The organism is Amycolatopsis sp. NPDC114484 (assembly GCF_055633755.1).
Map to the genome: position 1 here is coordinate 150,071 of NZ_JBVKDQ010000006.1, position 21,756 is coordinate 171,826.

Below are 21,756 nucleotides of genomic sequence, written 5' to 3' on the forward strand. Positions count from 1 at the left end.
CGCAGGTTCCCGGCTTCCAGATGCGCTCTGGTCACCGAGAACCAGGCAGCCCTCGAGTTCTCCCCGCTTCCAGCAAGCTCGCCGACAGCCCTGCAGGCTCCCGACCTGGTTCCCTGCCTCCGATGCACCCCGGTCACCGAGAACCGTGCAGACTCGCCGACAGCCCTGCGGGTTCTCAGCCTCTAGATACCCCTGGTCGCCAGGAGCCGCATTGGTTCCCGGCGACCAAATTTCCGGCACCCCCCAGCGATCAGTCAGTTGAGCTGATCCGGGTCCGGACCAGTGCGCAGACCACGGTCGGCGGCGGCGATCGCGGTGAGGTCGGCGGCGGTCAGGTCGAAGTCGAAGACGTCGAGATTCTGCCGGATCCGGGCAGGCGTCACAGACTTCGGGATCACGATGTTGCCCAGCTGCAGATGCCAGCGCAGCACCACCTGCGCGGCGGATTTCCCAGTGCGCGCAGCGATTTCGGTGATCGCCGGGTCGGCCAGGACCGCACCCTGGGCGAGAGGGCTCCACGCTTCGGTCGCGATGCCGTGCTCGGCGTGGAAAGCCCGCAGTTCCGCCTGCTGGAGGCCGGGGTGCAGCTCGATCTGGTTGACCGCGGGCACCAGGCCGCTGTGGTCGAGCAGGCGGCGCAGGTGCGCGGGCTGGAAGTTGGACACACCGGCGGCGCGGATCCGGCCGTCCTTGGCGAGGTGTTCGAGTGCGCGCCAGGTGTCGAGGTAGCGGTCGCGAGCGGGAGTCGGCCAGTGGATCAGGTACAGGTCGACGTAGTCGAGACCGAGTTTGGCGAGGCTGGCGTCGAAGGCGCGAAGGGTCGAGTCGTAGCCCTGGTCGTCGTTCCACAGCTTGGTGGTGACGAAGAGATCCTCGCGCGAGATCCCGGACTCGGCGATGGCGCGGCCGACGCCTGTTTCGTTGCCGTAGATCGCGGCCGTGTCGATGCTGCGGTAACCAGCTTCGAGAGCGCTGGTCACCGCGGCGGCGGTCTGGTCGTCCGGGACCTGGAAGACACCGAAGCCGAGCTGCGGGATTTCGACGCCGTTGTTGAGGCGGACCTTCATCGGAACTACCTTTCTCAATGCTGGACAAGGGGTTCGGCCACCGCGACGCGCGGACGGCGTTCGAGGGCGGCCGACAAGAACGCGAGGCCGAGCGCGGAAGCAGCGAGCGCGACTCCGACCCAGTTCGGTGCGGTGTAACCGAATCCGGCGGAAATCACGACGCCGCCGAGCCACGCGGACAGTGCGTTGCCGAGGTTGAAAGCCCCGATGTTGACGACGGACGCGAGCGTCGGCGCGCCGTGCGCCTGGTCGAGAACACGCTTCTGCAGCGGCGGCACGGTGGCGAACCCAAGTGCACCGATCAGCAGAATCGTTGCCGCAGCGAGGATTTTGCTGTGTGCGGTGACAGTGAACAACGCCAGGACGATCGCGAGGCCGCCGAGGCTGACGTACAGCATCGGCATGAGCTTGCGGTCGGCGAACCGGCCGCCGGTCAGGTTGCCGAGGAACATGCCGATGCCGAACAGCACCAGCAGCCAGGTCACCGCGCCCGCCGAGTACCCGGCGATCTCGGTCATCATCGGGGCGATGTAAGTGATCGCGGCGAAGACGCCGCCGAAGCCGAGAACCGTCATGGCCATCGCGAGGACAACCTGGACGTTCCGGAACGCGGCCAGCTCCTTGCGCAGATGCGCCCCTTCGGGCCGGGGCAGGTCCGGCACCAGCTTCGCGACCCCGGCCAGCCCGACAACGCCAAGCGCCGCAACGATCCCGAAGGTGACCCGCCAGCCGACCGCCTGCCCGACAAACGTGCCAAGCGGCACGCCGACGATGTTCGCGACGGTGAGCCCAGTGAACATGATCGCGATCGCCCCGGCGCGCTTGTCCGGCGCGACCAGCTCCGCGGCGACGACCGAACCGATCCCGAAGAACGCCCCGTGCGCCAGCGACGCGACAATCCGCCCAGCGAGCATGACCCCGAACACCGGCGCGACCGCCGACAGCAGATTCCCGGCGATGAACAGGCCCATGAGCAGCATGAGCATGGTCTTGCGGTTGATCTTCGTGCCGAGAACGGTCATCACCGGCGCACCCGCGACGACCCCGAGCGCGTACCCGGTCACCAGAAAGCCCGCGAACGGGATGGAGACACCGAAGTCCGAGGCGATCTCGGGGAGAAGACCCATGATCACGAACTCGGTCGTGCCGATCCCGAAGGCCCCGATGGCCAGCGCTACCAGTGCTAATGGCATGAGCCCGCGTCTCCTTGGCTTGCGTCTCGTTCTGCGTGTCGGTGCCGCTTGTCGGCTTCAGCAATAGTTGCATACGCGGCTTGTTGTTTGCGCTTGTTGTTGATGAGGGTCACAGTTGCGCCTCGCCGGGGAAGGGGTGTGCAGGTCAGAGAGGGGAGGCCGCGGCAACGGACTGGGAGAGGAGGCCGCGGATGGAAACCGGGCAGACAAGGCCACTGCGGCGATCCCGTGGCGATCTCCACAGGACTGGTCGACTGCTCGCAGGTCGCAAGTCGACGGTATGCAATCGACCGGCATACTTGCTGCCGGTCTATCAGCCGGAGGGATCCCGGTCGGCAGGATTCCGGTCGGCAGGATTCAGCCAGGGGTCAGCCAGCTGGATTTCAGTCGGGGGTCAGCCAGCTGGATTTCAGTCGGGGGTCAGCCAGCTGGATTTCAGTCGGGGGTCGGTCGGCAGGGTCAGTCGGCGGGATGCGAGCAGCGACGAACTTGCCACCGCCCTCGGCGGATTGACCGATGATGGTTTCGTGACGCCAGGCCGGGTCGTCGACGGCGAGTCAGTCGACTGGAGCTCCGCCGGGGGAAGCTGCCGGGAGGGATTTGGCTAGATGCCCTGGAAAATCGGCGGAACACCCCCGGGAGGAGCCGCCGTAGTCAGTCAGCAGGGCAACCCGCGAAAGCCGCCGAAGCCACTCGGCCGAACATCCTGCGGAAAGCTGCCAGGATCGACGGACTGTCCCCGGGAATGCCGACGACATGGAGGCAGTCGGCCGGTTCCTCAGCCATGCGCACCGATGCAACCGGCGGTCTGTCCGGATCGAGCGGGTCAGTCCCGCTGTCCGGGACTCACTCCGCCAACCGGTCGAGTGCTTGCTTGAGCTGCGGAATCCAGGCCTCGTGCTCCGGCTTCATCAACACCGAGCGAAGGATCGTGACGGTCTCGGCGTCGCGTTCGACGTCCGGGTGCAGCGCGGCGAAAGCGTCCGCGTCCACGCGCAAAGTGGACAGATACAGCGGGTTTTCCTTGTCTGCCATGCCATTCTGGAGGATGGTGTTGGCGGCTTCGGTGATCTCACTCATCCGGTCTCGCCGGGGCCAGTAGGTGACAATGTCCAAAGTGGGCTCAAGGTGCAGCGCGTAACGGTCGGATTCCTTGAGCAGGGAAGCAAAATCGTTCGCCGCCCGACGGCACGCGGCCAGCAACCGGCCGAGGCCGCGGTCGCGTTCCAGCGGGAATGCCTGCAAGGTAAGCCAAAGCGCGCCAGCGGCGGCACCCGCGCGAGAGCATTCCAGTGAGATCTCACCGAGATGCAACTCGTCGGAAGTGAAGTAGGTATACGGAGAATCGTGTTTGTAGAAGCGGCCGACAGCCGGGTCGGCGAACAGCACCGCCCCGCAGCCGTACGGCTGAAGTCCGTGCTTGTGCGGATCGACGACGACGGAGTCGCACGAGCCGATCGCGCGGTAGGCCTCGTATTCGTCCAGCAAGGTATAGAACCCGCCGTACGCCCCGTCGACGTGCAGGCGGACGCCGTAGCGTTCCTTCAGCGCAAGGGCCTGCTGGATGTCGTCGACCGCCCCGAGTCCGGTGGTTCCTGGAGTCAGCACCACCGTGCCTACCCCGCCGCCGCGGACTTCAGCTTCGACCGCTGACATGTCAACGCGCCCGTCCGGAAGTGCCCGCACCGCGCGGGATTCCACGCCGAGCACCTGGCACATCCGGCCGTGCGTGTAGTGGGCGTCCTGCGAATGGACGACCGCCTTGCCCGGGGCCAGTTCGCGGGCGACCCACAGCGCTTCGAGGTTCGCGATCGTCCCGCTGGAGGTGAGGTGGCCGAGCGACGGCTGCGCGAAGCCGAACATCCGCGCCAGGTCCGCGATGACCTCGACCTCCATCGGCGAGGTGGCCTGTGAGGCGTCGAGCGCGTGGTTGTTCGGGTTGACCACCATCGCGGCGAGGTAGGCGGCGACCGCGACCGGATGCGGCGGTTTCAGCATCTGGCCTGCGTAGCGGGGGTGGAAGAAGGGGAAGGACGCGTCCATCCGGGTGGCGTAGACATCCAGCAGCGCGGCGAGATCGACGTCCGGCTGGCTTGCCGGGGACGGAGTGTAGGGACCCCATTTGCGTTCCCAGGCCTCGACGCCGCGGAGAGCCTGGTCGATCAGTTCGCGCCGGTCCATGCGTCACCTCGTCGGTCGCTTGTGGCTGCCTCTCGGGCACCCTATCGACCCGAGGGCGACGGATTGGGCTTCTCACGCTCGCGGTCTAAGGTATGCCGACGTTTTTTTCGCGCGGTGAGGAGCTTCCCGATGACCGACGAACCCCGTCCGCAGGGAATGCCGCCAGCCGGACCGGCACCGATGCCGGACCCCACGCAGCAGCCGCAGCCTTGGCCCGTTCAGCCGAACACCCAGCAATACCCCGGTCCCTACCCGCCGGCCCAGCCATGGCCCGCTCCGGCGAACGGCGTCGGGCTAGGCGTCGCGGCGCTGGTACTCGGCATCCTCGGCTGCGTACTCCCCCTGCTGCCGATCGACCTGACCGGCATCCGGGCCTACCTCGCGCTCCCGTTCGGCTTGGCCGGGCTGGCCTGCGGACTCGTCGGCGTCATCGGACGGCGCACCGGAAAACCGGTGTCCGCGGTCGGCATCGCGATATCGACGATCGCACTGATCCTCGGCATGATCATGCTCAGCAACCAGCTCGTCGGATGACCCGCGTTCTGCCCTGAGCGGAACGGCTGTCCATCCGGGCCCGGCGGATGCCAGGCTGGGCCTATGGCGGACATCCTTCCTTTCCACCAGCGCCGCGCCCCCGTCCGGGACGACGAGGCCGAACCGCTGTGGCGCGAGGTGCTCGGCCGCAGCCTTCGCACCGAGCGGGAAAACCAGGGCGAGCGGCTCGTCGACGTCGCCGAGCGGGCCGGGATCTCGCCGCAGTACCTGTCCGAGATCGAGCGCGGCCGGAAGGAACCGTCGAGCGAGATGATCGCCGCGGTGACGGGTGCGCTCGGCGTGAACCTGGCCGGCCTGCTGAGCGGGATCGCCGGGGACATCCGGCGGATCAGCGTGGTGGGACCGCGACCGGCGCGCCGTCCGGCCGGGCCGGTGCTGATGGCCGCCTGAACAGCGGAAGCCGCAGGCCGGAACCCCAGACCGGCCTGCGAACCCCGCCTCACGGACGAGCCGCGATCACCTGATCCGCCAGCCCGTACTCGACCGCGCCGGCCGCGTCGAACACCCGGTCCCGATCGGTGTCGTGCCGCAGTTCCGCCACATTGTGGCCGGTGTGCCGGGACGTGATCTCCTCCAGCTGCGTCCGGACCCGGACCACCTCGTCCGCCTGCAGGATCAGGTCCGGGATCGTCCCGCGCCCCTGCGCGGCAGGCTGATGCAGCACCACCCGCGCGTGCGGCAGCACCGATCGCCGCCCCTCCGCACCGGCAGCCAGCAACACCGCGCCAGTCGCCACCGCCTGACCGACGCAGGTCGTCGCCACCGGGGCCTTGATGAAGCGCATCGTGTCGTACAGCGCGAGCATCGCGGCCGGGTCGCCGCCCTCGGAGTTGATGTACAGGTTGATTTCCTGCTCCGGGTTGTCCGACTCCAGGAACAGCAGCTGCGCGATCAACGCGTTCGCGACGCCCGAGTCGATCGCCGTGCCCAGGTACACGATCCGTTCGGACAGCAGGTGCGAGTAGACGTCCATGATCCGCTCGGTGCCCGCGCTGCGGGTCACGACGTTCGGGATGGTGTAGGTGCTCATGCGCGTACCCCCAGGCCCATCGCGTGCGTGCGCACCGGCACGACCTGCTCCAGGCGGTCGACGATCTGGTCGATGAAGCCGTACTCCCGCGCCTGTCCGGCGGTGTACCACCGGTCGTGCAGGGAATCGGCGAAAATGCGGTCGAACGGCTGTCCGGTGTCCTGCGCGGTGAGGCCCAGCACTGTGTCTCGGGTGTAGCGCAGGTCGTCGGCCTGTACCTCGACCTCCACAGCCGAGCCGCCGATGCCCGCCGAACCCTGGTGCATCAGGATCCGCGCGTGCGGCAGGGCGAATCGCTTCCCGGGAGTGCCCGCCGACAGCAGGAACTGCCCGGCACTGCACGCCAGCCCGAGCGCGAGCGTCGACACGTCGCACGGCACCAGCCGCATCACGTCGCGGATCGCGAGCATCGACGGGACCGAACCGCCGGGCGAGTGGATCCACAGCGCGATGTCCTTGACCGGGTCTTCGCCGGCCAGCGACAGCATCTGGGTCGCGAGGACCGTCCCGTTGTCGTCGTCGAGCACGCCGTCCAGCACGAGGACCCGCTGGCTCAGGAACCGTTCCCGGAGCCGCTGGTCGAACATCGGCGGAGTCGATTCGTTGGTCATGCCTCGACTGTGCCGTCGCGGACCCGGCGTCGGCCGCTTTCTCTGCCGACGGCAGATCTGCTGTGAGCAGCGCGGGAAGTCAGCCGGTTTTGCGGACCAGGTTCGTGTACCCGGCCAGCGCCAGCGTCGCCAGCCCCCACACCGCTACCTGCACCCCCCAGATCGCCGCGGTGAACACCTGCCCGGCGGCGCTGGCCGTGTCGAGGTCGCATCGGCTCCGCAGACCGGTCGGCGCGATCGGCAGACCCCGGTCGAGTCCCAGGCCGATCAACTCGACCGGCGAGCACGCGGCACCGGCCGCGACCCGTTCGGCGGCATGGTGTCCGGGCCGGGTTTCCGTTGCCCCGGACCACAATCCGAGCGCTCCGGCCGCGACGAGCGCGAGCAGCAAAGCCGCCGCGGTCCGCCGCGCGCGGTAGCCGTATCCGGCCAGCGCGCCCCAAATCCAGTGGAACAGTCGCGACATCCGCCCGCCGAGGGCGTCCGGCGAACGGCGGCGCAGGTCGTCTTGCTGGGCGATCAGGATGGTGCGCGCGTTTCCGTCGTGCCCCGCGGTCCGTTCGACCGCCGCCAGCTTCTGGTAACCGGTGGCGTCGTAATACTCGGTGTGGCACCGAAGCAAATGCAGCCACCGCCGCCAGCCGAACGAAGGATCGATTGCCGCGTAAGTGAATCCGTCCAGCCACGCCAGTTCGGAATGCTTGCAATCGGCACCGGTGCTCCCATCGGGACACACGAGGTCGCCCGGCATGAATACCGTGGTGGCCTTCGCGTCGGAGAGCCCGAGCAGCCGCCCCTCCGGCGACGTGACGCGCGTGGTCGCGGAGAACTCCAGCTGTCCGCCGATCTGCGCGCCCTGCAACCGCACCGCGCCGATTTCGCCGTTGCCGCTCAGTTCCGAGCCCCGGATCAGCATGCTGCGGCCGACGGTCAGGGTGTCCGCCTCGATGGCCGGTCCGAGGTCATTGGAGACCGTGATGCCTTGACACTCCAGCGGACCGCCGATGCACGCGCCGTTGAGATGGATCGCGCCGTCGGCCGACGAGCCGGTGATCCGCGTTCCCTGATGCAGGTACAGCCCGCTGCCCAGCTCCGCCGAACTCGCCTCCAGCGCGAGCCCGTCCGGATTGGAGATCTCCGCGTCCCGGCACAGCAGGCTCCCGCCGATCCGCGCGCCGATCAGCCGGATCGCGCCGTCCGAGTTGTTGCCGGTGATCCGCACGCCGTCGGACAGGTGCAGGTCGCCCGCGATCCGCACCCGGGATCCGTGCAGCCCCGGCATGCGCCCGCCGATCAGGTACAGATGCGGCAACGTCGCCTGGCGCGCGAGCAGCGGCTCGTCGAAGACGCAGGCGAGCAGCATCAGGCCGGCGGTCGCGGTGGCCCCGTCGAGATTCAGTTCGCCGGTGATGCGGGCCCGGGCCAGCATGATCCCGCGCGGGTCGAGATCGCCGTGCCTGCCGAGCAGGACGTCCCGCAGCACCTCCGCGCGCACGAGATGGTCCGGGCTTTCGGTTTCGGCCAGGTCGGCGACGTCGATCTGGGCGGCGCCGAGCAGTTCGCCTTCCCTGGCCGACTCGACCAAACGGCGTTCGAAGTCGCTGAGATCGGTCATCCGGGGCGCAGTCACGCCCGAGATCATGCCCGGTCCCGGGCTCAGCCGCGACGAGCGACGCGCTCGAGTCGATCGGCGAGGTCCGCGAGCCCGTCGGCTTGGAGGTCGAAGCGATCGGCCGTGCCGGGCGGGTCGCCGACCGGACGGCCGACGTACGCGGTCCGGAACCCGGCTTCCCGCGCCCCGCGCAGGTCCCAGGCGTGCGCGGCGACCATCAGCAGCCGCTCCGGCGCGCGGCCCGCGACGTCGATGGCGAGCCGGTAGACGTCCGGAGCGGGCTTGTAGGTGCGCGCGTCCTCAGCGGACAGCACGGTGTGCCAGCGCAGCCCGGCGTTCGCGCACAGGTCAAGCAGCACTGTTCGGCTCGCGTTGGAGAGTCCGACCAGCGGGAATCGTTCGGCGAGGCGGGCGAGCCCGTCGACGGTGTCCGGCCACGGCGGCAGTTTCCGAGCCGCGAGCGCTAGTTCGGCCGCATCCCCGGTGCCGACCGCGTCGGCGACGGCTTGCGCGGCTTCCCGGTCGATGACGTCGCTCGCGACATACGGCCGTTCCCCGGCGACAATGCGGCCCTGCTCCTGCTCAACATGCTTCTGCCACAACGAAAGCAGCTGCTCGACCTCCGGCCCGGCGAGCGACGGCGCGAATTTCCGGATCCCTGCCCGGATTCCGGCCGGTTCGTCGACAAGCGTGCCGAGCACGTCGAACACGAGCACCTCGATGTCCATGATCGCAACCTATCCGGACACCCCGCACAGGGCAACCAGCGCCTCTCGCAGCCAGCGTCCGTATTCCACCGCGGACCAGCCGTGGACCCGGCGCAGATGCACCACCGTGTCCGCGCACAGCAAGGCGTCCGTGGTGTGCGCGAGCTGTTCTGTGTCCACAATGGACGCAATCAATCCGTCCGCTGCCGCACGGGACCAGAAATCCTTGCACAGCCGCGCCGTCTCCCGCCGACCGGACTGTGCCGCCTCGGCGATCTCCGGCTCCGCGCCCTCGGCTTGTGCCGCCACCTCAAGCAAAGCTCCGGCGCGATCCGCGATTCCGATGGTGACGTCGGCAAGCGCGTTCAGCCGTTCAGCCAAGGTCGCCGCGGTCATCGCGTCCTGCGCCCGCGGCCGGTGCGCGACGTCGATCGGCTCCGCGTCGCCCACGAGTGCTTCGTCGATGACTCGTCGGAACAACGCCGCCTTGGTGCCGAAGCGGACGTACACGGTCCTCGGCGCGACCCCGGCGCGACGCGCGACCTGCGTCAGCGCGGTGGCCGCGTAGCCGTGTTCCAGAAACAGCTCCCGCGCCGCCGCGACCACGAGCGTCTCGGTCCGCGCGATCCGGGCGGCCCCGAACTCGGCTCGGGCATCGGCCTTGACCTGCTCTTTCACAAGATGCATCATAACTGCATTGCAGTCTTACTGCATCAGTGGAGGTCACCGATGATTCCCACCCTCGACGGAGTGCATCACCTGAAGCTGCCGGTAGCCGACCTGGACCGGTCGGCAGCCTGGTACGCCGACCGGCTCGGCTACGCCGTCGCCCTCGAATTCCGCCAGCACGGCCGCCGGACCGGCGTCACCATGACGCATCCGCGCGGCGGGCCGGACCTCGGCCTCGTGCTCAACCCAGATCTCGCCCACGCCGCCGCCGGGTTCGACTACTTCTCCCTCGGCGTCCCGGACCGCGCCGGCCTCACCGAACTCGCCGGCGACCTCACGCGCCGCGGCGAACAGCACGCAGGCGTCCATTTCGCGACTCTCGGCTGGATCCTGCCCGGCCTGCACGACCCGGACGGCCACGAGGTCCGCTTCTACACCACCGAATCGCACACCGCCCTCGACCCGGCGAACCCGCTGGTGATCGACGACGCGATCGCTTCCGCCCGAGCCGCCGAACAGGTCTGGATGGCCAAGCATTAGTCCACTGTGGAAGCTTTACGCAGCGCGAAGAACGCCGCGACCACCACCGCGAGCCCGATGACGTACCCGAGCACCAGCAATCCGACCCGTCCGCTGAAATTGCCGCCCACCGGCGGAAGCACGAGCGAAAACACCGCGACGAGCGTGATCACGACGGACCGCACGCGTCCGGCGGGCAGCGACGCGGCAAGCGGAATCGCCGCCCACAGCAGATACCACGGCTGCACGACCGGCCCGAAAACCACGACCGCGCTCAGCATCAGCCCGAGCGAGCGGACCGCGTCGATCCGGCCGGTCCACTGACGCCGCAGCACCACGACGATCCCGGCCGCGGTGAGCACGTACCCGATGACCTTGCCGACGCCGATCATCGTCTGCGTGATGTGCGCGCCGAACAGCGAACCGATGCCGCCGACGAGGAAGCCGAACCAGTTCGTGGGCGCCATCCAGCTGTTGACCTCCCCCGAGGTCGTCAGCGCCGACACCCAGCCGAAGCCGATCCCGGTCGCCAGCGACACCGCCGCGGAGACCGCCACGAAGACGACGACCATCCCCGCGCCGGCGAGCAGGAACTCGCCGATCCGCCCGCGGCGACGGGCGATCGCCGTCCCGACCGCGGCCAACGCGACCAGCGCGGGCACCTTCACCTCGGTGCCGAGCGCGATGAGCAGCACCCCGCCGGCGAGCGGCCACCAGCGGATCCGGTCGCCCACCGCTTCCAGCGCGACCGCCACGCCCGCGACCATCAGGCCGACCATCAGCGCGTCGTTGTGCATCCCGGCGACCACGTGCCAGAGAACCAGCGGGTTCAGCACTCCCAGCCACAACGCGACCCGCGGCGAGGCCCCCGCCGCAGCCGCCAGCCGCGGCACCGCCCACGCGATCAGCACGAGCCCGGCCACCTCGACGAGCCGGTGCAGGGCGACGCCGACGATCGGATTCCCGCCGGACACCTGCGCGATGACCCGCTCGACCGCACCGAACAACGGCCCGTACGGCGACGGCGTCTCGCGCCAGTACACGCTGACCCGGCCGACGATGTCCGACGCCGATCCCAGCGCCTGCCGCGGGCCGACGACGTTGAGATCGAACCCGTGCGCGGCAACCGCGCCCTGCGCGAGATAGCTGAAGACGTCCCCGCTGAACAGCGGCGGCACGACGAGCAACGGCCCGCACCACAACGCGAGCGTCCACTTCAGCCAGCCCGCGCCGGGGGTGTCCGAGGCGAGAACGCGCCCGCCGAGCAGTGCCCACGCGAGCACGACCAGCCCGACCCCGGCGATCCCGCCCGCGAACGGCAGCACCCCGGACATCCCGGCGGCCCCGGCGTACACCGCGACGGCCAGCAGCGCCACCCCGCCGAAGCCGGTCCAGCGCACGCTTGCCGCGGACGCGAAACTGAAGAACCGCACGGGCCGCGAGAGCGTGACCGGCTGACTACTCATCGAAGACCTGCGCACGACATGCGGCGATCGTAGTAGCCGCCGCCACCACTCCGGCTACCGGCAGTGAGGGGAACCCTGAGGGAATCTGATTCCCTCAGGGTTCCCCTCACGGACCGCACTCAGTATTAGTCCACAAAGGACTCAGTCAGTTTTGGTCTCGGGTGATGACGCCGCAGGCGTACCGGGAGCCGGCGTCGCCGGTCGCCTTGGTTTTTTCGTCCGGGACAGGTGCGCTGGGATCGTTGCGGACGGCGTAGCGGTCGGCGGGGATGTTCGCGAAATTGTCGGACTTCGAGTGCACGATGATCGAGGTCCCGTTAGGACCGAACAGCTGGTCCAAGGTGAAGGTGTCCAGCACGAACTTCGTGTACCCGCGGCCGTTGGACTGCACGAGCACCGAAGGAAGCTGTCCGATCGGCAGTCCGGTGTGGTGGTCCATCGGCATCAGGTGGCCGCCCGCCGCGGTGAACGGGTTTTTCGGGTCGCCGACGGTGCAGTTTCCCTTTTCGTGGACGTGCATGCCATGGAAACCGGGCGCGAAATGACCGGTGAGGTACACCTCGACCCAGACGTTGTTCGAACGGCTGTCGGCGGTGAACCACGCGGAGCCGACCGCGTTGCCCTTGGCGTCCTTGAACGTGGCGGAGGCGGAGTCGCCGTCGCGGTAAGCCGCCCCGGCTGGCTGCCGGGCGGTGTCCGGCAACTGCTCGCCGACGTAGCCGCTGGCCGCTGGCGCCACGCCAATGACCAGTGCGCAGGCACCCAACGCGCCTGCCACCCACTTATTTCTGCGCACGGTATCTCCCTGAGGGCACTGGTGATCTATGACCGCTCCAGAATCGGGCCTCGCCTTCCCCGTGGCCAGGGGCCAGATGGAACTAAAAGAGTCCGGCACGCGGCGGAATGTCCATCTTTCGCGGACCTCGCGGTCAGGAGGAATGTTCGGCGATCAGCCGCTTCACCGTCTCGTACACCGGTTTCGCGGAATAATCGTCCCGCAGCAAGCCGAACCGATTCTCTCGAGGACCGCTCGACAACCCGTCCCGCAGCCCGAAAATCTCATAGGTGTCCACGCCGACCTCGGCGGCCAGCCCGAATACCGTGCGCGCCACGGATTCCATCACCTGAACCTGTTTTTCCTCCGAATTCTCCGGCCCGGTCGGCCAACCCGTCTCGGTGATGTGAATCGGCACCGCGTCCGGGATCCCGATCGCCGACGCGGACTCGCGAAACGACCGCACGACGTAGGCCGCCGCGCCTTCCAACGCGTCGGCGGGCACCGGGCGAAACACGTCCGGGAAGAAGTCCAAGCCGAGGAAATCCACCCGCGCCAGCACTTCCGGATCCACCGCCGAGCGCACCGCCTCCCAGAACGGATCACCGGGAAGCGCGACCGCGGCGTTGAACCCGATCGCCACGTCGACTCCCTGCCGCGCCCGCTCGTCCAGCGCCGCCGCGAGCCCGGCACCGAGCGCTTCGTAACAGCCGGGGCTGCCGCCGTCCAGCGGCGCGGCCACGTTGACCTCCTCGCAGACCTGCAGTTTTCCGCCGCCCAACTCGGCGACTTCGCGAACCGCGGCGCGCACCGCGGCGGCGAACCCGTCGAGGTCGACCTCCGGACTGCTGTAGCCGAGGACGTAGTCCACCACTCGCCCGTCGCCGAGGTACGGCACCGCGTCAGGCGGCGTCGGCTTGTGCGGGCCCCGATAGCCGCGATAGCACCGCACGTAGAACCGCTCCGTGCCTTTCGCGAGGTCCCGCAACGCTTCCGCGGTCCGTCCGACGTCCTCCGGCGGCGCGTCGATGAAGGTTTCCAGCCGCACGAGATCCGTGCTCACCACGCCGGGCCACACGCCAAAGGTGATCATGACCATCCCTCTCCAGTAGTCGTATACGAGCAATGTACTCGTATACGACTAGCGTGCGCTACCCTGGTCCGGTGCCGACGAACGCTCTCGACAACCCGCTAGTGCTGCCGATGCTCGGCCTGCTCGTGGAGACCCCGCGCCACCAGTACGCGCTCCTGCGCGAACTCCGCACGCGCTATCCGTTCCTGAACCCGAAGACGTCGACCGTGTACACGCTGGTCGGCACGCTGACGCGGCACGGGCTCGTCGAACCGGACGGCGACCGCGATCCGCAGCCGGTGCGGCTGACCGGCGAAGGCCTCGCCGATTTCCGCGAACGGATCGAACGGCAACTGCGCGACGCCGACCCGAACCTCGACTCCCGGTTCCTGATCGCGCTGGCCTACCTCGGCGCGCTTCCGCCGTCGCGCGCGGTCACCCTGCTGCGAGACCGGGCAGAACGGGTCCGAGACCAGCACCGCGAGCTGTCCAAGACGCTCGACCACGCCGAGTTGCCGGAAATGCAGATGATCGAGGCGCATTTCCTGGTTTCCCGGCTCCGTCACGACGCCGCGTGGCTCGCCCGCACCGCGGACCGGATCGAGAGCGGAGACCTCGTCCCGCCCCGGTGAGCACAGTTTTCATCGTGATTTCATCGCCGCCTCTTACCGTGCGCGGGCGCCCGGCGGAAGCTGGCCGGGCAGAGGCGAAGGCGGGGGTATGACCGGAGAATCCGGATCAGTGGTCGACGCCGCGTCGGCCGGGGTGGAGAACTTGGCGGACTCGGCGCTCGCGGGACTCGACAAGGCGGGGCCGGTCGGCGACCTGGCGCGGCCCGTGGTGTCCGCGCTGCGCAACGTGTGGGAGGGCTACTTCGGGGCCCCGGTCCCGCCGGGCAGCACCAACTGGAACGCCTACACGCACCAGCAGCTGTACCAGATGCTGTGGGAGAAGGCGGACGTCGGCGACGTCAGCACGGTCGCCGCGGAATGGCAGCGGCACGGTTCGGAGATGCGCACGCACGCCGATTCGCTCAAATCGCAGCAGGGAACGCTGCACGAGAACTGGAGCGGACAGGCCGCCGAACGCGCGTCCGGACGGCTGGGCTCGCTCGGCGACCGCGCGTCCGGGATCGGCGACCGAGCCGGGACCGTCGGCGGCGCGGCCCAGAACGCGGGCGATTCGCTCGCCGTCGCGCGCAACACCATGCCGAAGCCGCCAGGCGACCCGACTGGGGGCGCAGTCGCCGCCGCGGCGGCCGGAGCGGGTGCGGGCGCGGTCATCGGCGGGATCCTCGGCGCCGGAGCGGGCGGCATCGGAGCAGGCCCCGGGGCGTTGATGGGCGCGGCGATCGGCGCGGTCGCGGGCGGCGGGGCTAGCCTGTTCGCCTCGAATGTCGCTGCGGCCGAACAGAAAGCCGAAGCGGTGCACGTGATGCAGCGCTACGAAACCAGCCTGCACAAGAGTTCGCGCGCCATCAATCCGCCGCCCGCCGGGGCGACGACCGCCGATTCCTACGGCGCGGACGATTCGACCAGCGCTTCGAGCTACGCCGGTCCGCTCGGCGGAGCCGGCTCCGGCGCGGGCAGCGGCATGCCGTGGGGCGCGCTGACCACCGCGGCCCCGGTCGAATCCGGCCTGTCCGCCGGACTTCGCTCCGCGCTCGGCATGGAAGGCGCGATGCTCGCCCACAACGCCGCGATGGCGGAGATGGCCGCCGCTCGCGCGGCCAGCGGCAACGGCATGATGCCCGGCCGCGGCGCGAACGCCTCGCAGGAGGAGGAAGAGGAGCACCAGAACAAGATGCCGGTGCTCGACCAGCCGCTCCTGCACCCCGAGGACAAGACCATCAGCCCGGTGATCGGGCTGTGATCGACAAGAACGACAGGAGCACCCGATGACCGGCCACGAGGTCGCCCCGAACGCGCTGGACCGGCAGGTCGCCGCGCTGGGCAGGCTCGGCGAGCAGACCGGGCAACTCGTCGGTTCGGCGGGACGGCTCGCCGACCGGCTCCCGCAGCTGGGCACCGCGCCGCCCGCGCTGCACCTGGCGCAGCGGCTGCGCGAGGCCGCCGGGCACGCCGGGCTCACCGGCGAACTGGGCGCGGCGGACACCGAACTGACCGGATTCCACGAGGCGCTGCAGGCAGGCATCCGGCGCTATCAGGAGCACGAATCCGGCGTGCGGGAAGCGTTCCAGCGGCTCGAACGGCACGCCGAATGACCGCCGTGCTGCCCCGTGCCGGCGACGAGACCGTCCACATCGGACTCGTCGAGGCCGACCTGCTGGCCGTGCACGCCGGGGCGAGCTGGCCGTTTCCGTTGCGGGTGCCGTCTTACGGCCGGATCGAGGGCGAACGCGAGATCCTGTTCGCCACCGCCGGACAAGCGCTGAAGGCGCGCGGTCTCGCCGACGACTCCGGGCCGGACGGCCTCGCCGCGGAAGCGGTGACCGCGCTGCGGGAATGTCGCGGCATCGTTGATTTGGTGGTGGCGGACGCCGAGGGGGCGACCGCCGTCACCGCACTCGTCTACCGGTCCTCAGCGCTGATCTGCCGTCAGGGGCTCGAAGCCGACACGCTGTCGGTGCGCCGGGTGGACGAGACCGCGCTGCTGGACGCCGTGCTCGCGGAAATCCCGCAGGTGGAGGCGGCCCGCACGATGCCGGTCACGCTGCCCGCGCACGCGGTCAAGGAGGCACTGGCGCTCACCGACGACGAGGACGACGTCTCCCGCGCCCACCGGCTGCGCGATCTGGTCCGGGACAGCGGCGGAGACCCGGCGGCGCTGGACAGTCTCGTCGGCCTGGTCGTCCCGCTGACCGGCCGCGGCCAGCTCGGCGCGACCCGCGACGGGCGCACCCGTGCGGGCCGCGAACTGTCCTGGTTGGACGGACCGCGCGGCCGCGTCCGGATCAACCCCGCGCGCGACGGCTGGCTCAGCGTGAACTCGCTGCGCCCGGCCGATCTGCGCTTCGCCCTCGGCGAGCTCGCCACCGTCGCGCGGCGGCCGCGATGACCGCACCGAAAACGACCGGAGGACCTTCCGTGCCGATCCAAGACTCGGCGGCCTGGCTCGCCGACTACCAGAAAAACCTGTCCCGGATGCGGGCCAACGCCGAGGCCGCGAGCGCGAGCCTCAGCCGGGTCGGCGGCCGGGCCGCGTCGCCGCGCGGAGAGGTCGAGGTGCAGGTGGGCCCGAGCGGCGCGCTCACCGACCTGCGGCTGAGCCCCGCCGCTCGCGCGCTGGAAGCCGACGCGCTCGCCCGGCTCATCCTCGCGACCGTCCACGACGCGCACCGCCAGGCAGGCGCGCAGGTCGTGGACATCATGACCGACTACGTCGGCGACGGCCCCGCACTCCAGCTCGTCCGCGACAACCTGCCGGTCGAGGCGGCCCCCGCCGCACCGCGCCAGGAGGACGACTACTTCGCGAACCCGGGGATCATCTCGTGACCGCCGGCTTCGAGGTCGACCCCGCGCAGTTGCGGCGGCACGCGGCCACCGTCGGCGATCTGGCCGACCGGCTCGGCAATGTCGCCCGCAGCGCCCCGTCCGGGCTCGGCGACCAGGCACTCGGCGTCTTCGTGCAGTTCCTCACCGCGGGCCTGCAGTCGGCGGTCGGCAAGACCAATGACGCCGTGTCGCACGCTTCGTCCACTGTGGACAAAGTGAGCGCGAACCTGACCCAGGCCGCGGAAAGCTACGAGCGGCGCGACCAGGGCAACGCGGCCTCGCTGCCGGGCAAGGAGCTACCGTGACCGACTCCAGCCAGCTGCTGGCAGACCTGAAAACCACCACGCAGGCGGTCGAAAACCACGACTGGGTGTCCGCCGGACTCGGCGGCGCCACCACCGCGCTCGACCTGCTCGGCGCGTCGCAGGACCCGCTCGCCGCGCTGACGTCGGCCGGATTCGGCATGATCACCGAACTGGTGCGGTTCCTGGAAGAACCGCTGAAACAGTTGCAGGGCAACCCGGATTCGGTGTCGTCGCATTCGCAGGGCATGGAAGGCGGCGGCCAGCAGGTGTCGTCGGTCGCGGACGATTACCGGCAGTCCGCGGGCCCGGAAACGTCGGAGTGGAGCGGATCTTCGGCTTCGAGCTACCGCGACAACAGCTCGCAGCACGCGGACTGCGTCGAGGCGGTCGGCCAGGCGGGCATCGCGATGGCGAAGGCGGCTACCGGGGCGGGGAAGGTCGTCGCGAAGGCGCAGCAGGAGGTCGGCGGGCTCATTTCGGAGGCTGTCGGGCAGATTATCCAGCTGATGACGCAGGCGTTCGCCGCGGCGCAGGCGACGTTCGGCGCGAGCATCGCGGCGGCGATCCCGCAGGCGGTGGCGATCGCTACCCAGTACGGCGGGCAGATCGCGCAGAAGCTCGGGGTTTTGCTGTCGGATTCGGACAATCTGCTGCAGCTGATCACTTCGGTGACTCAGGGGCTGGAGGCGGCTACGCAGCTGATGACGAAGCTGAGCGAGGCTTCGAAGAGCGGCTCCGGGGAGGATTCCAGCTCTTCGGAGACGTCGTCGCGTTATCCGGCTTCTTCGCAGTACGCGGATTCTTCGGACTCGGCGGATTCGCAGTACCCGGGCCAGAACCGCCCGCGAACTCCGGTCAGCACTGCCCAGCAGAGCTGACGAGTTCGACCTCGAAGCCGTCGTCGTTCTGCAAGTACGCGGCGTAGTGCTCCGCGCCGCCCGCATGGGGATGTTTCTCCGGAAACATCAGCTGCCACCCGTGCCGGGCGGCGTCGGCGGCCAGTCGCTCGACCGTCGCGGCGTCCCGGACGTGAAAAGCGAGGTGGTTCAGCCCCGGCCGACAGCGGTCGTGCCGGTCCGCGGTCAGCGCCGGGGACTGCTCGACCACGAGATACGTCGGCCCGAGCCGCCAGCTGCGCCCGGCTTCCCAGTTCTGGAACCGCTGATATCCCAGTTCCTCCAGCAGCCATCCCAGCGACGCGACCGCGCGGCCGAAGTCCGGCACCCACAACTCGACATGGTGCAGGGTCCCGTGTTCACTCACGGGTGACCCCGATCCGAGCTGAGCACCACTCGCAGCTCCCGGTCCAGCTCCGCCCCCGGTTCGACATCCAGGTCCGTCCGCAACCGCTCCCGCATCCGCCGATGGACCGCCAGCGCGTCCGCCCGGCGACCGCCGCCGTGGAGCGCCCGCATCAGCAGCACCGCCAACGGCTCCCGATGCGGATGCACCGCCAGCAGCGCCGACAGCTCGTGCACCACCTCGTCGGTCCGCCCCAACTTCAGCTGCAGCAAGGCTTTCTCTTGCACCAACGTCAACCGCCGTTCAGTCAGCCGCAGGCGTTCCCCCTCGACGAACGGGCCGGGCAACCCGGCCAACGGCTCGCCGTGGAACAGGGCCAGCGCACCGGCGTAGGCGTCGACCGCAGCCGCCGGATCGCCGCCGTGGGTGGCGGTCGCGGCTTCCGAGATCCGGTCGGTCAGCTCGGTGACGTCCAGCCGTACTCGCTCCCGGGCGAAGCGGTATCCGCCGCGATCGCTGCCGATGACTGAGTCTTCCGTTCGCTCGCCCACCGCACGCAGACATTTCCGCAGTCGATGCACGTAGACCGGCACCACCCGGCCACCGGTGCCCGGCGGTTCCAGCCCCCACACGCCGTCGAGCAGCTCCCCGGGACTGACCGTCTCCCCGGGGCGCAGGACCAGCGCCGCCAGGAGAGCCTGCTGCCGCACCGGGCCCAGGTCCAGCGGGTTCGGTCCCCGCCAAGCCTGCAACGGGCCGAGGACGCTGAACCGCAATGAGTCCGGACCAGCCGGAGCCGGAGCCGCACCGGGCGTGACCAGGCCGTGGTCGAAGGCGTAGACAATCGCCGCCGCACGGTCGCGGAGGCGGAGTTTCGCGCACACCCGCTCGAAATGCGCCTCGACCGTGCTCGCGGAAATCCCCAGCGTTCCGGCGATCTCCGCGTCCGTCAGACCCCGCGCGACCGCGGTGAGCACGTCCAGCTCACGCGGCGTCAACAACCCGGACGGCACTGCCGGGCGACTGGAAGCCGCCTGGCGGTAGGTCGTGAGCACGCGTCCGGTGACCGCCGGGTCGAGCCAAGCCTCACCCATCGCGACCGCTCGCACCGCCCGGATCAGGTCCTCCGCCGAGGAATCCTTCAACACGTACCCGACCGCACCCGCACGCAACACCCCGGCGAGCAGCTCGTCGTCGTCGAACGTGGTCAGCGCGAGCACCGGCGGGCGCGGGCCGGACGCGCGCAGCCGTCGCGTCGCCTCGATGCCGTCGACGCGCTTCATCCGCAGGTCCATCACCACGACATCGACCCCGCCGGCCACTTCGAGCGCGGCCGGGACCTCGTCGCCGTCGGCGCACTCCCCCGCCACCACGAACCCGTCGCGGCGGCGCAGGATCAACCGCAGCCCGGACCGCACCAATTCCTGATCATCGACGAGCAAGACCCGCATTTCCTCCGACGCTGCGGTCACGACACGGCCTCGCGCGCCAGCGGAACTGTCACGTCGACTACCCACTCGTCGCCCTCGGGCCCGGCGGTCAACCGCGCGCCAAGCTGCTCCGCACGCGCCGTCATGCCCGCCAGCCCCGAGCCGCCCGAATTGCGCGCGGCACCGTTGTGTCCATTGCGGACAGTCAACCGGGCGTCTGAGGCACCGATCTTCAGCCGTACCAACGCCTTCTCCGCCGGGGCGTGCTTGACCACGTTCGCCAGCGACTCCTGGACGATCCGGTAGAGCCCCAGCCCCACCGTGGTGTCGACCGCGGTCACGTCGCCCTCCAGTTCGTAGTCCGCGACCAGCCCGGCCGCGCACGTCTCAGCCACCAGGTCCGCGATGTCGCCCGCACCGGGCAACGGCCGCGTTCCCGCCGACTCCTGCGAGAGCAATCCAACCGTGCGGCGGATATCGGCCATCGCCGCCCGTCCGATCCGCTCCGCCTCGGTGAGCGCCGCGACGGCCTCGTCGACGTCGCGGTCCGTGCGCAACCCGTGCCGCGCGCCCGTGACGTGCAGCAACGTGATGCTCAGCGAATGCGCGACGACGTCGTGCACCTCGCGCGCGATCCGCTGCCGCTCGCCGAGCCGCGCCTGTTCGCGCACGGCCTCCTGTTTGCCGCGCTCGGCGTCCAGCGCGCGCACGTACCAGCGCAGCATGAACCCGGCGGCCATCCCGACCAGCACCGCGAGCATGTACACCGGGTATCCGACGAGCCCGACTGTCAGCGCGGCCGCCCCGAGCATCGCGACCGCTCCGCCGGTGGCCGCGAACGCCACCCGCGCCGTCGCGATGGACCCCAGTTCGCCGGTGAGCACGGCCAGCGGCATCGGCGCGAAGTCCGGCACCACCGGATACGTCAGCAGCAGCCCGATCCCGGCGAGCATCCCGAGCGCCTTCACCCACGAGGGCGCGAGCCGTCCGGTGCACGCGAACAGCAGCGTCGACGACGTGGCCAGCAGAAACCCGGCGATCGCCACCGGCAGCGCGGGGCCGACCCGCTGCCCCACCGCGACGATCAGCCCGATCACCGTGAAGGCGGTCGTGCCCATCGGCACCCACCAGGGCAGCGTCAGCCCGGACCGGGCCAAGCCGTCCGCCAGTCGGCCCCGCAGCCGGTCCCTCGCTGTTTCCCACACGGGGTTCAGCCTAGAAAACCGCATCGGAGGCCGCCGGGTGTATCGGCGATACGATGCCGCGTGCGCTTCGCTCGCCTCTTCCTCCTGCTGGCACTGCTTCCCCTCGCCGCGTGCGCGACCGGGAAGGACGCGGTCAGCCAGTCGGACACCTTCGCATTCGTCTCGCCGGGCGGGCAGACGACCATCCACTATCCCGTGCCGGAGCGCAAAAAGGTAGCGGACCTCAAGGGCCAGAGCCTGCGCGAGCCGGGCAAGGACATCTCGCTGGCCGATTACTCCGGCGAAGTCGTCCTGCTCAACCTCTGGGGCGCCTGGTGCGGCCCCTGCCGCGCCGAATCGCGCACCCTTCGGGCCATCGCCGAGGACGGCCGGGACCGCGGGGTCCGGGTGCTCGGCCTCAACGTCCGCGACAACCAGAAATACGCCGCCGACTTCGTCAAGGACCTCGGGCTCGGCTACGAGTCGATCTTCGACCCCTCCGGCCGGGTCGCCCTGCAACTGCGCGGCCTCCCGCTGGCCGCGGTGCCGATCTCCCTGATCGTGGACAAACAGCAACGGGTCGCGGCCGTCTATCTCGGCGCGGTCCGGCAGACCGACGTCCAGCCCGCCCTGGACGGCGTGCTCGCCGAGTAGACCGGCAAGGTCCAGACCGTTCCGGCGGC

The 21,756-nt window shown here is 69.8% G+C and carries 25 protein-coding genes; 11 read left to right on the forward strand and 14 right to left on the reverse strand.

Features of this window, described 5'->3' with window-relative positions:
• Window positions 1–254: 254 nt before the first annotated feature.
• The 3 genes from ACZ7SW_RS17445 to ACZ7SW_RS17455 form a co-directional block, all read right to left on the reverse strand.
• Entirely contained in the window at window positions 255–1,067 is an 813-nt protein-coding gene (locus tag ACZ7SW_RS17445; protein WP_470231427.1) for an aldo/keto reductase, read from the reverse strand.
• Window positions 1,068–1,081: 14 nt separating this feature from the next.
• Complete coding sequence (locus ACZ7SW_RS17450) at window positions 1,082–2,260, reverse strand: MFS transporter (RefSeq protein WP_470231428.1); 1,179 nt, start codon at window positions 2,258–2,260, stop codon at window positions 1,082–1,084.
• An 846-nt stretch (window positions 2,261–3,106) separates the two neighbouring features.
• The gene (locus tag ACZ7SW_RS17455) at window positions 3,107–4,441 is read right to left on the reverse strand and encodes a pyridoxal phosphate-dependent decarboxylase family protein (RefSeq protein ID WP_470231429.1); all 1,335 of its coding nucleotides are present in this window, start codon (window positions 4,439–4,441) and stop codon (window positions 3,107–3,109) included.
• 129 nt (window positions 4,442–4,570) lie between these two features.
• On the opposite strand from ACZ7SW_RS17455, the gene ACZ7SW_RS17460 reads away from it, so the two are divergent.
• Both ACZ7SW_RS17460 and ACZ7SW_RS17465 read left to right on the forward strand, forming a co-directional pair.
• Entirely contained in the window at window positions 4,571–4,975 is a 405-nt protein-coding gene (locus tag ACZ7SW_RS17460; protein WP_470231430.1) for a hypothetical protein, read from the forward strand.
• Window positions 4,976–5,038: 63 nt separating this feature from the next.
• Window positions 5,039–5,386: a helix-turn-helix domain-containing protein gene (locus ACZ7SW_RS17465; protein WP_470231431.1), complete on the forward strand. Its 348-nt coding sequence runs from the start codon at window positions 5,039–5,041 to the stop codon at window positions 5,384–5,386.
• Between the two features lie 49 nt (window positions 5,387–5,435).
• On the opposite strand, the gene ACZ7SW_RS17470 is transcribed toward ACZ7SW_RS17465, so the two are convergent.
• The 5 genes from ACZ7SW_RS17470 to ACZ7SW_RS17490 form a co-directional block, all read right to left on the reverse strand.
• Complete coding sequence (locus tag ACZ7SW_RS17470; protein ID WP_470231432.1) at window positions 5,436–6,026, reverse strand: ClpP family protease; 591 nt, start codon at window positions 6,024–6,026, stop codon at window positions 5,436–5,438.
• Window positions 6,023–6,637 carry a ClpP family protease gene (locus tag ACZ7SW_RS17475; RefSeq protein ID WP_470231433.1) on the reverse strand — a complete coding sequence of 205 codons (615 nt, stop codon included), beginning with the start codon at window positions 6,635–6,637 and terminating at the stop codon, window positions 6,023–6,025. Before ACZ7SW_RS17475 ends, ACZ7SW_RS17470 begins: the two co-directional genes overlap by 4 nt.
• Before the next feature lie 79 nt (window positions 6,638–6,716).
• Window positions 6,717–8,267, reverse strand: coding sequence for a hypothetical protein (locus ACZ7SW_RS17480; RefSeq protein ID WP_470231434.1), 1,551 nt, complete (start codon window positions 8,265–8,267; stop codon window positions 6,717–6,719).
• A 26-nt stretch (window positions 8,268–8,293) separates the two neighbouring features.
• A complete protein-coding gene (locus ACZ7SW_RS17485; protein WP_470231435.1) occupies window positions 8,294–8,977 on the reverse strand; it encodes a haloacid dehalogenase type II in 684 nt (227 codons plus the stop codon).
• A 9-nt stretch (window positions 8,978–8,986) separates the two neighbouring features.
• On the reverse strand, window positions 8,987–9,634 hold the full coding sequence (locus ACZ7SW_RS17490; RefSeq protein ID WP_470231436.1) for a TetR/AcrR family transcriptional regulator: 648 nt from the start codon (window positions 9,632–9,634) through the stop codon (window positions 8,987–8,989).
• A 51-nt stretch (window positions 9,635–9,685) separates the two neighbouring features.
• Between ACZ7SW_RS17490 and ACZ7SW_RS17495 the strand changes: the two genes are divergently transcribed.
• Window positions 9,686–10,165, forward strand: a complete 480-nt coding sequence (locus ACZ7SW_RS17495) for a VOC family protein (RefSeq protein WP_470231437.1) — start codon at window positions 9,686–9,688, stop codon at window positions 10,163–10,165.
• Here the strand turns inward: ACZ7SW_RS17495 and mptB are convergent.
• The 3 genes from mptB to ACZ7SW_RS17510 form a co-directional block, all read right to left on the reverse strand.
• Window positions 10,162–11,610 carry a polyprenol phosphomannose-dependent alpha 1,6 mannosyltransferase MptB gene (gene mptB / locus ACZ7SW_RS17500; RefSeq protein ID WP_470231438.1) on the reverse strand — a complete coding sequence of 483 codons (1,449 nt, stop codon included), beginning with the start codon at window positions 11,608–11,610 and terminating at the stop codon, window positions 10,162–10,164. The genes ACZ7SW_RS17495 and mptB overlap by 4 nt on opposite strands.
• Window positions 11,611–11,755: 145 nt before the next feature.
• A complete protein-coding gene (locus ACZ7SW_RS17505) occupies window positions 11,756–12,406 on the reverse strand; it encodes a superoxide dismutase family protein (protein WP_470231439.1) in 651 nt (216 codons plus the stop codon).
• A gap of 133 nt (window positions 12,407–12,539) precedes the next feature.
• Window positions 12,540–13,478, reverse strand: coding sequence for a hypothetical protein (locus tag ACZ7SW_RS17510; protein ID WP_470231440.1), 939 nt, complete (start codon window positions 13,476–13,478; stop codon window positions 12,540–12,542).
• A gap of 71 nt (window positions 13,479–13,549) precedes the next feature.
• Between ACZ7SW_RS17510 and ACZ7SW_RS17515 the strand changes: the two genes are divergently transcribed.
• From ACZ7SW_RS17515 to ACZ7SW_RS17545, 7 genes are all read left to right on the forward strand, one after another.
• The gene (locus ACZ7SW_RS17515) at window positions 13,550–14,089 is read left to right on the forward strand and encodes a PadR family transcriptional regulator (RefSeq protein ID WP_470231441.1); all 540 of its coding nucleotides are present in this window, start codon (window positions 13,550–13,552) and stop codon (window positions 14,087–14,089) included.
• 88 nt (window positions 14,090–14,177) lie between these two features.
• The gene (locus ACZ7SW_RS17520) at window positions 14,178–15,329 is read left to right on the forward strand and encodes a WXG100 family type VII secretion target (protein ID WP_470231442.1); all 1,152 of its coding nucleotides are present in this window, start codon (window positions 14,178–14,180) and stop codon (window positions 15,327–15,329) included.
• A 25-nt stretch (window positions 15,330–15,354) separates the two neighbouring features.
• Complete coding sequence (locus ACZ7SW_RS17525) at window positions 15,355–15,681, forward strand: hypothetical protein (RefSeq protein WP_470231443.1); 327 nt, start codon at window positions 15,355–15,357, stop codon at window positions 15,679–15,681.
• A complete protein-coding gene (locus ACZ7SW_RS17530; RefSeq protein WP_470231444.1) occupies window positions 15,678–16,475 on the forward strand; it encodes an ESX secretion-associated protein EspG in 798 nt (265 codons plus the stop codon). Before ACZ7SW_RS17525 ends, ACZ7SW_RS17530 begins: the two co-directional genes overlap by 4 nt.
• 29 nt (window positions 16,476–16,504) lie before the next feature.
• Window positions 16,505–16,912 (forward strand): YbaB/EbfC family nucleoid-associated protein, encoded by a 408-nt coding sequence (locus ACZ7SW_RS17535; protein ID WP_470231445.1) that lies wholly within the window; start codon window positions 16,505–16,507, stop codon window positions 16,910–16,912.
• The gene (locus tag ACZ7SW_RS17540) at window positions 16,909–17,217 is read left to right on the forward strand and encodes a type VII secretion target (RefSeq protein ID WP_344266811.1); all 309 of its coding nucleotides are present in this window, start codon (window positions 16,909–16,911) and stop codon (window positions 17,215–17,217) included. The genes ACZ7SW_RS17535 and ACZ7SW_RS17540 overlap by 4 nt, the downstream gene beginning before the upstream one ends.
• Window positions 17,214–18,095 (forward strand): hypothetical protein, encoded by an 882-nt coding sequence (locus ACZ7SW_RS17545; protein ID WP_470231446.1) that lies wholly within the window; start codon window positions 17,214–17,216, stop codon window positions 18,093–18,095. The genes ACZ7SW_RS17540 and ACZ7SW_RS17545 overlap by 4 nt, the downstream gene beginning before the upstream one ends.
• Here the strand turns inward: ACZ7SW_RS17545 and ACZ7SW_RS17550 are convergent.
• From ACZ7SW_RS17550 to ACZ7SW_RS17560, 3 genes are read right to left on the reverse strand one after another with little or no spacing between them, the layout of a single operon-like run.
• Window positions 18,073–18,480 (reverse strand): VOC family protein, encoded by a 408-nt coding sequence (locus ACZ7SW_RS17550; protein WP_470231447.1) that lies wholly within the window; start codon window positions 18,478–18,480, stop codon window positions 18,073–18,075. The genes ACZ7SW_RS17545 and ACZ7SW_RS17550 overlap by 23 nt on opposite strands.
• Window positions 18,477–19,931 (reverse strand): BTAD domain-containing putative transcriptional regulator, encoded by a 1,455-nt coding sequence (locus ACZ7SW_RS17555; protein WP_470231448.1) that lies wholly within the window; start codon window positions 19,929–19,931, stop codon window positions 18,477–18,479. Before ACZ7SW_RS17555 ends, ACZ7SW_RS17550 begins: the two co-directional genes overlap by 4 nt.
• Window positions 19,928–21,094 carry a sensor histidine kinase gene (locus tag ACZ7SW_RS17560; protein ID WP_470231449.1) on the reverse strand — a complete coding sequence of 389 codons (1,167 nt, stop codon included), beginning with the start codon at window positions 21,092–21,094 and terminating at the stop codon, window positions 19,928–19,930. Before ACZ7SW_RS17560 ends, ACZ7SW_RS17555 begins: the two co-directional genes overlap by 4 nt.
• A 60-nt stretch (window positions 21,095–21,154) precedes the next feature.
• On the opposite strand from ACZ7SW_RS17560, the gene ACZ7SW_RS17565 reads away from it, so the two are divergent.
• Window positions 21,155–21,727 (forward strand): TlpA family protein disulfide reductase, encoded by a 573-nt coding sequence (locus tag ACZ7SW_RS17565; RefSeq protein WP_470231450.1) that lies wholly within the window; start codon window positions 21,155–21,157, stop codon window positions 21,725–21,727.
• Window positions 21,728–21,756: the final 29 nt, after the last annotated feature.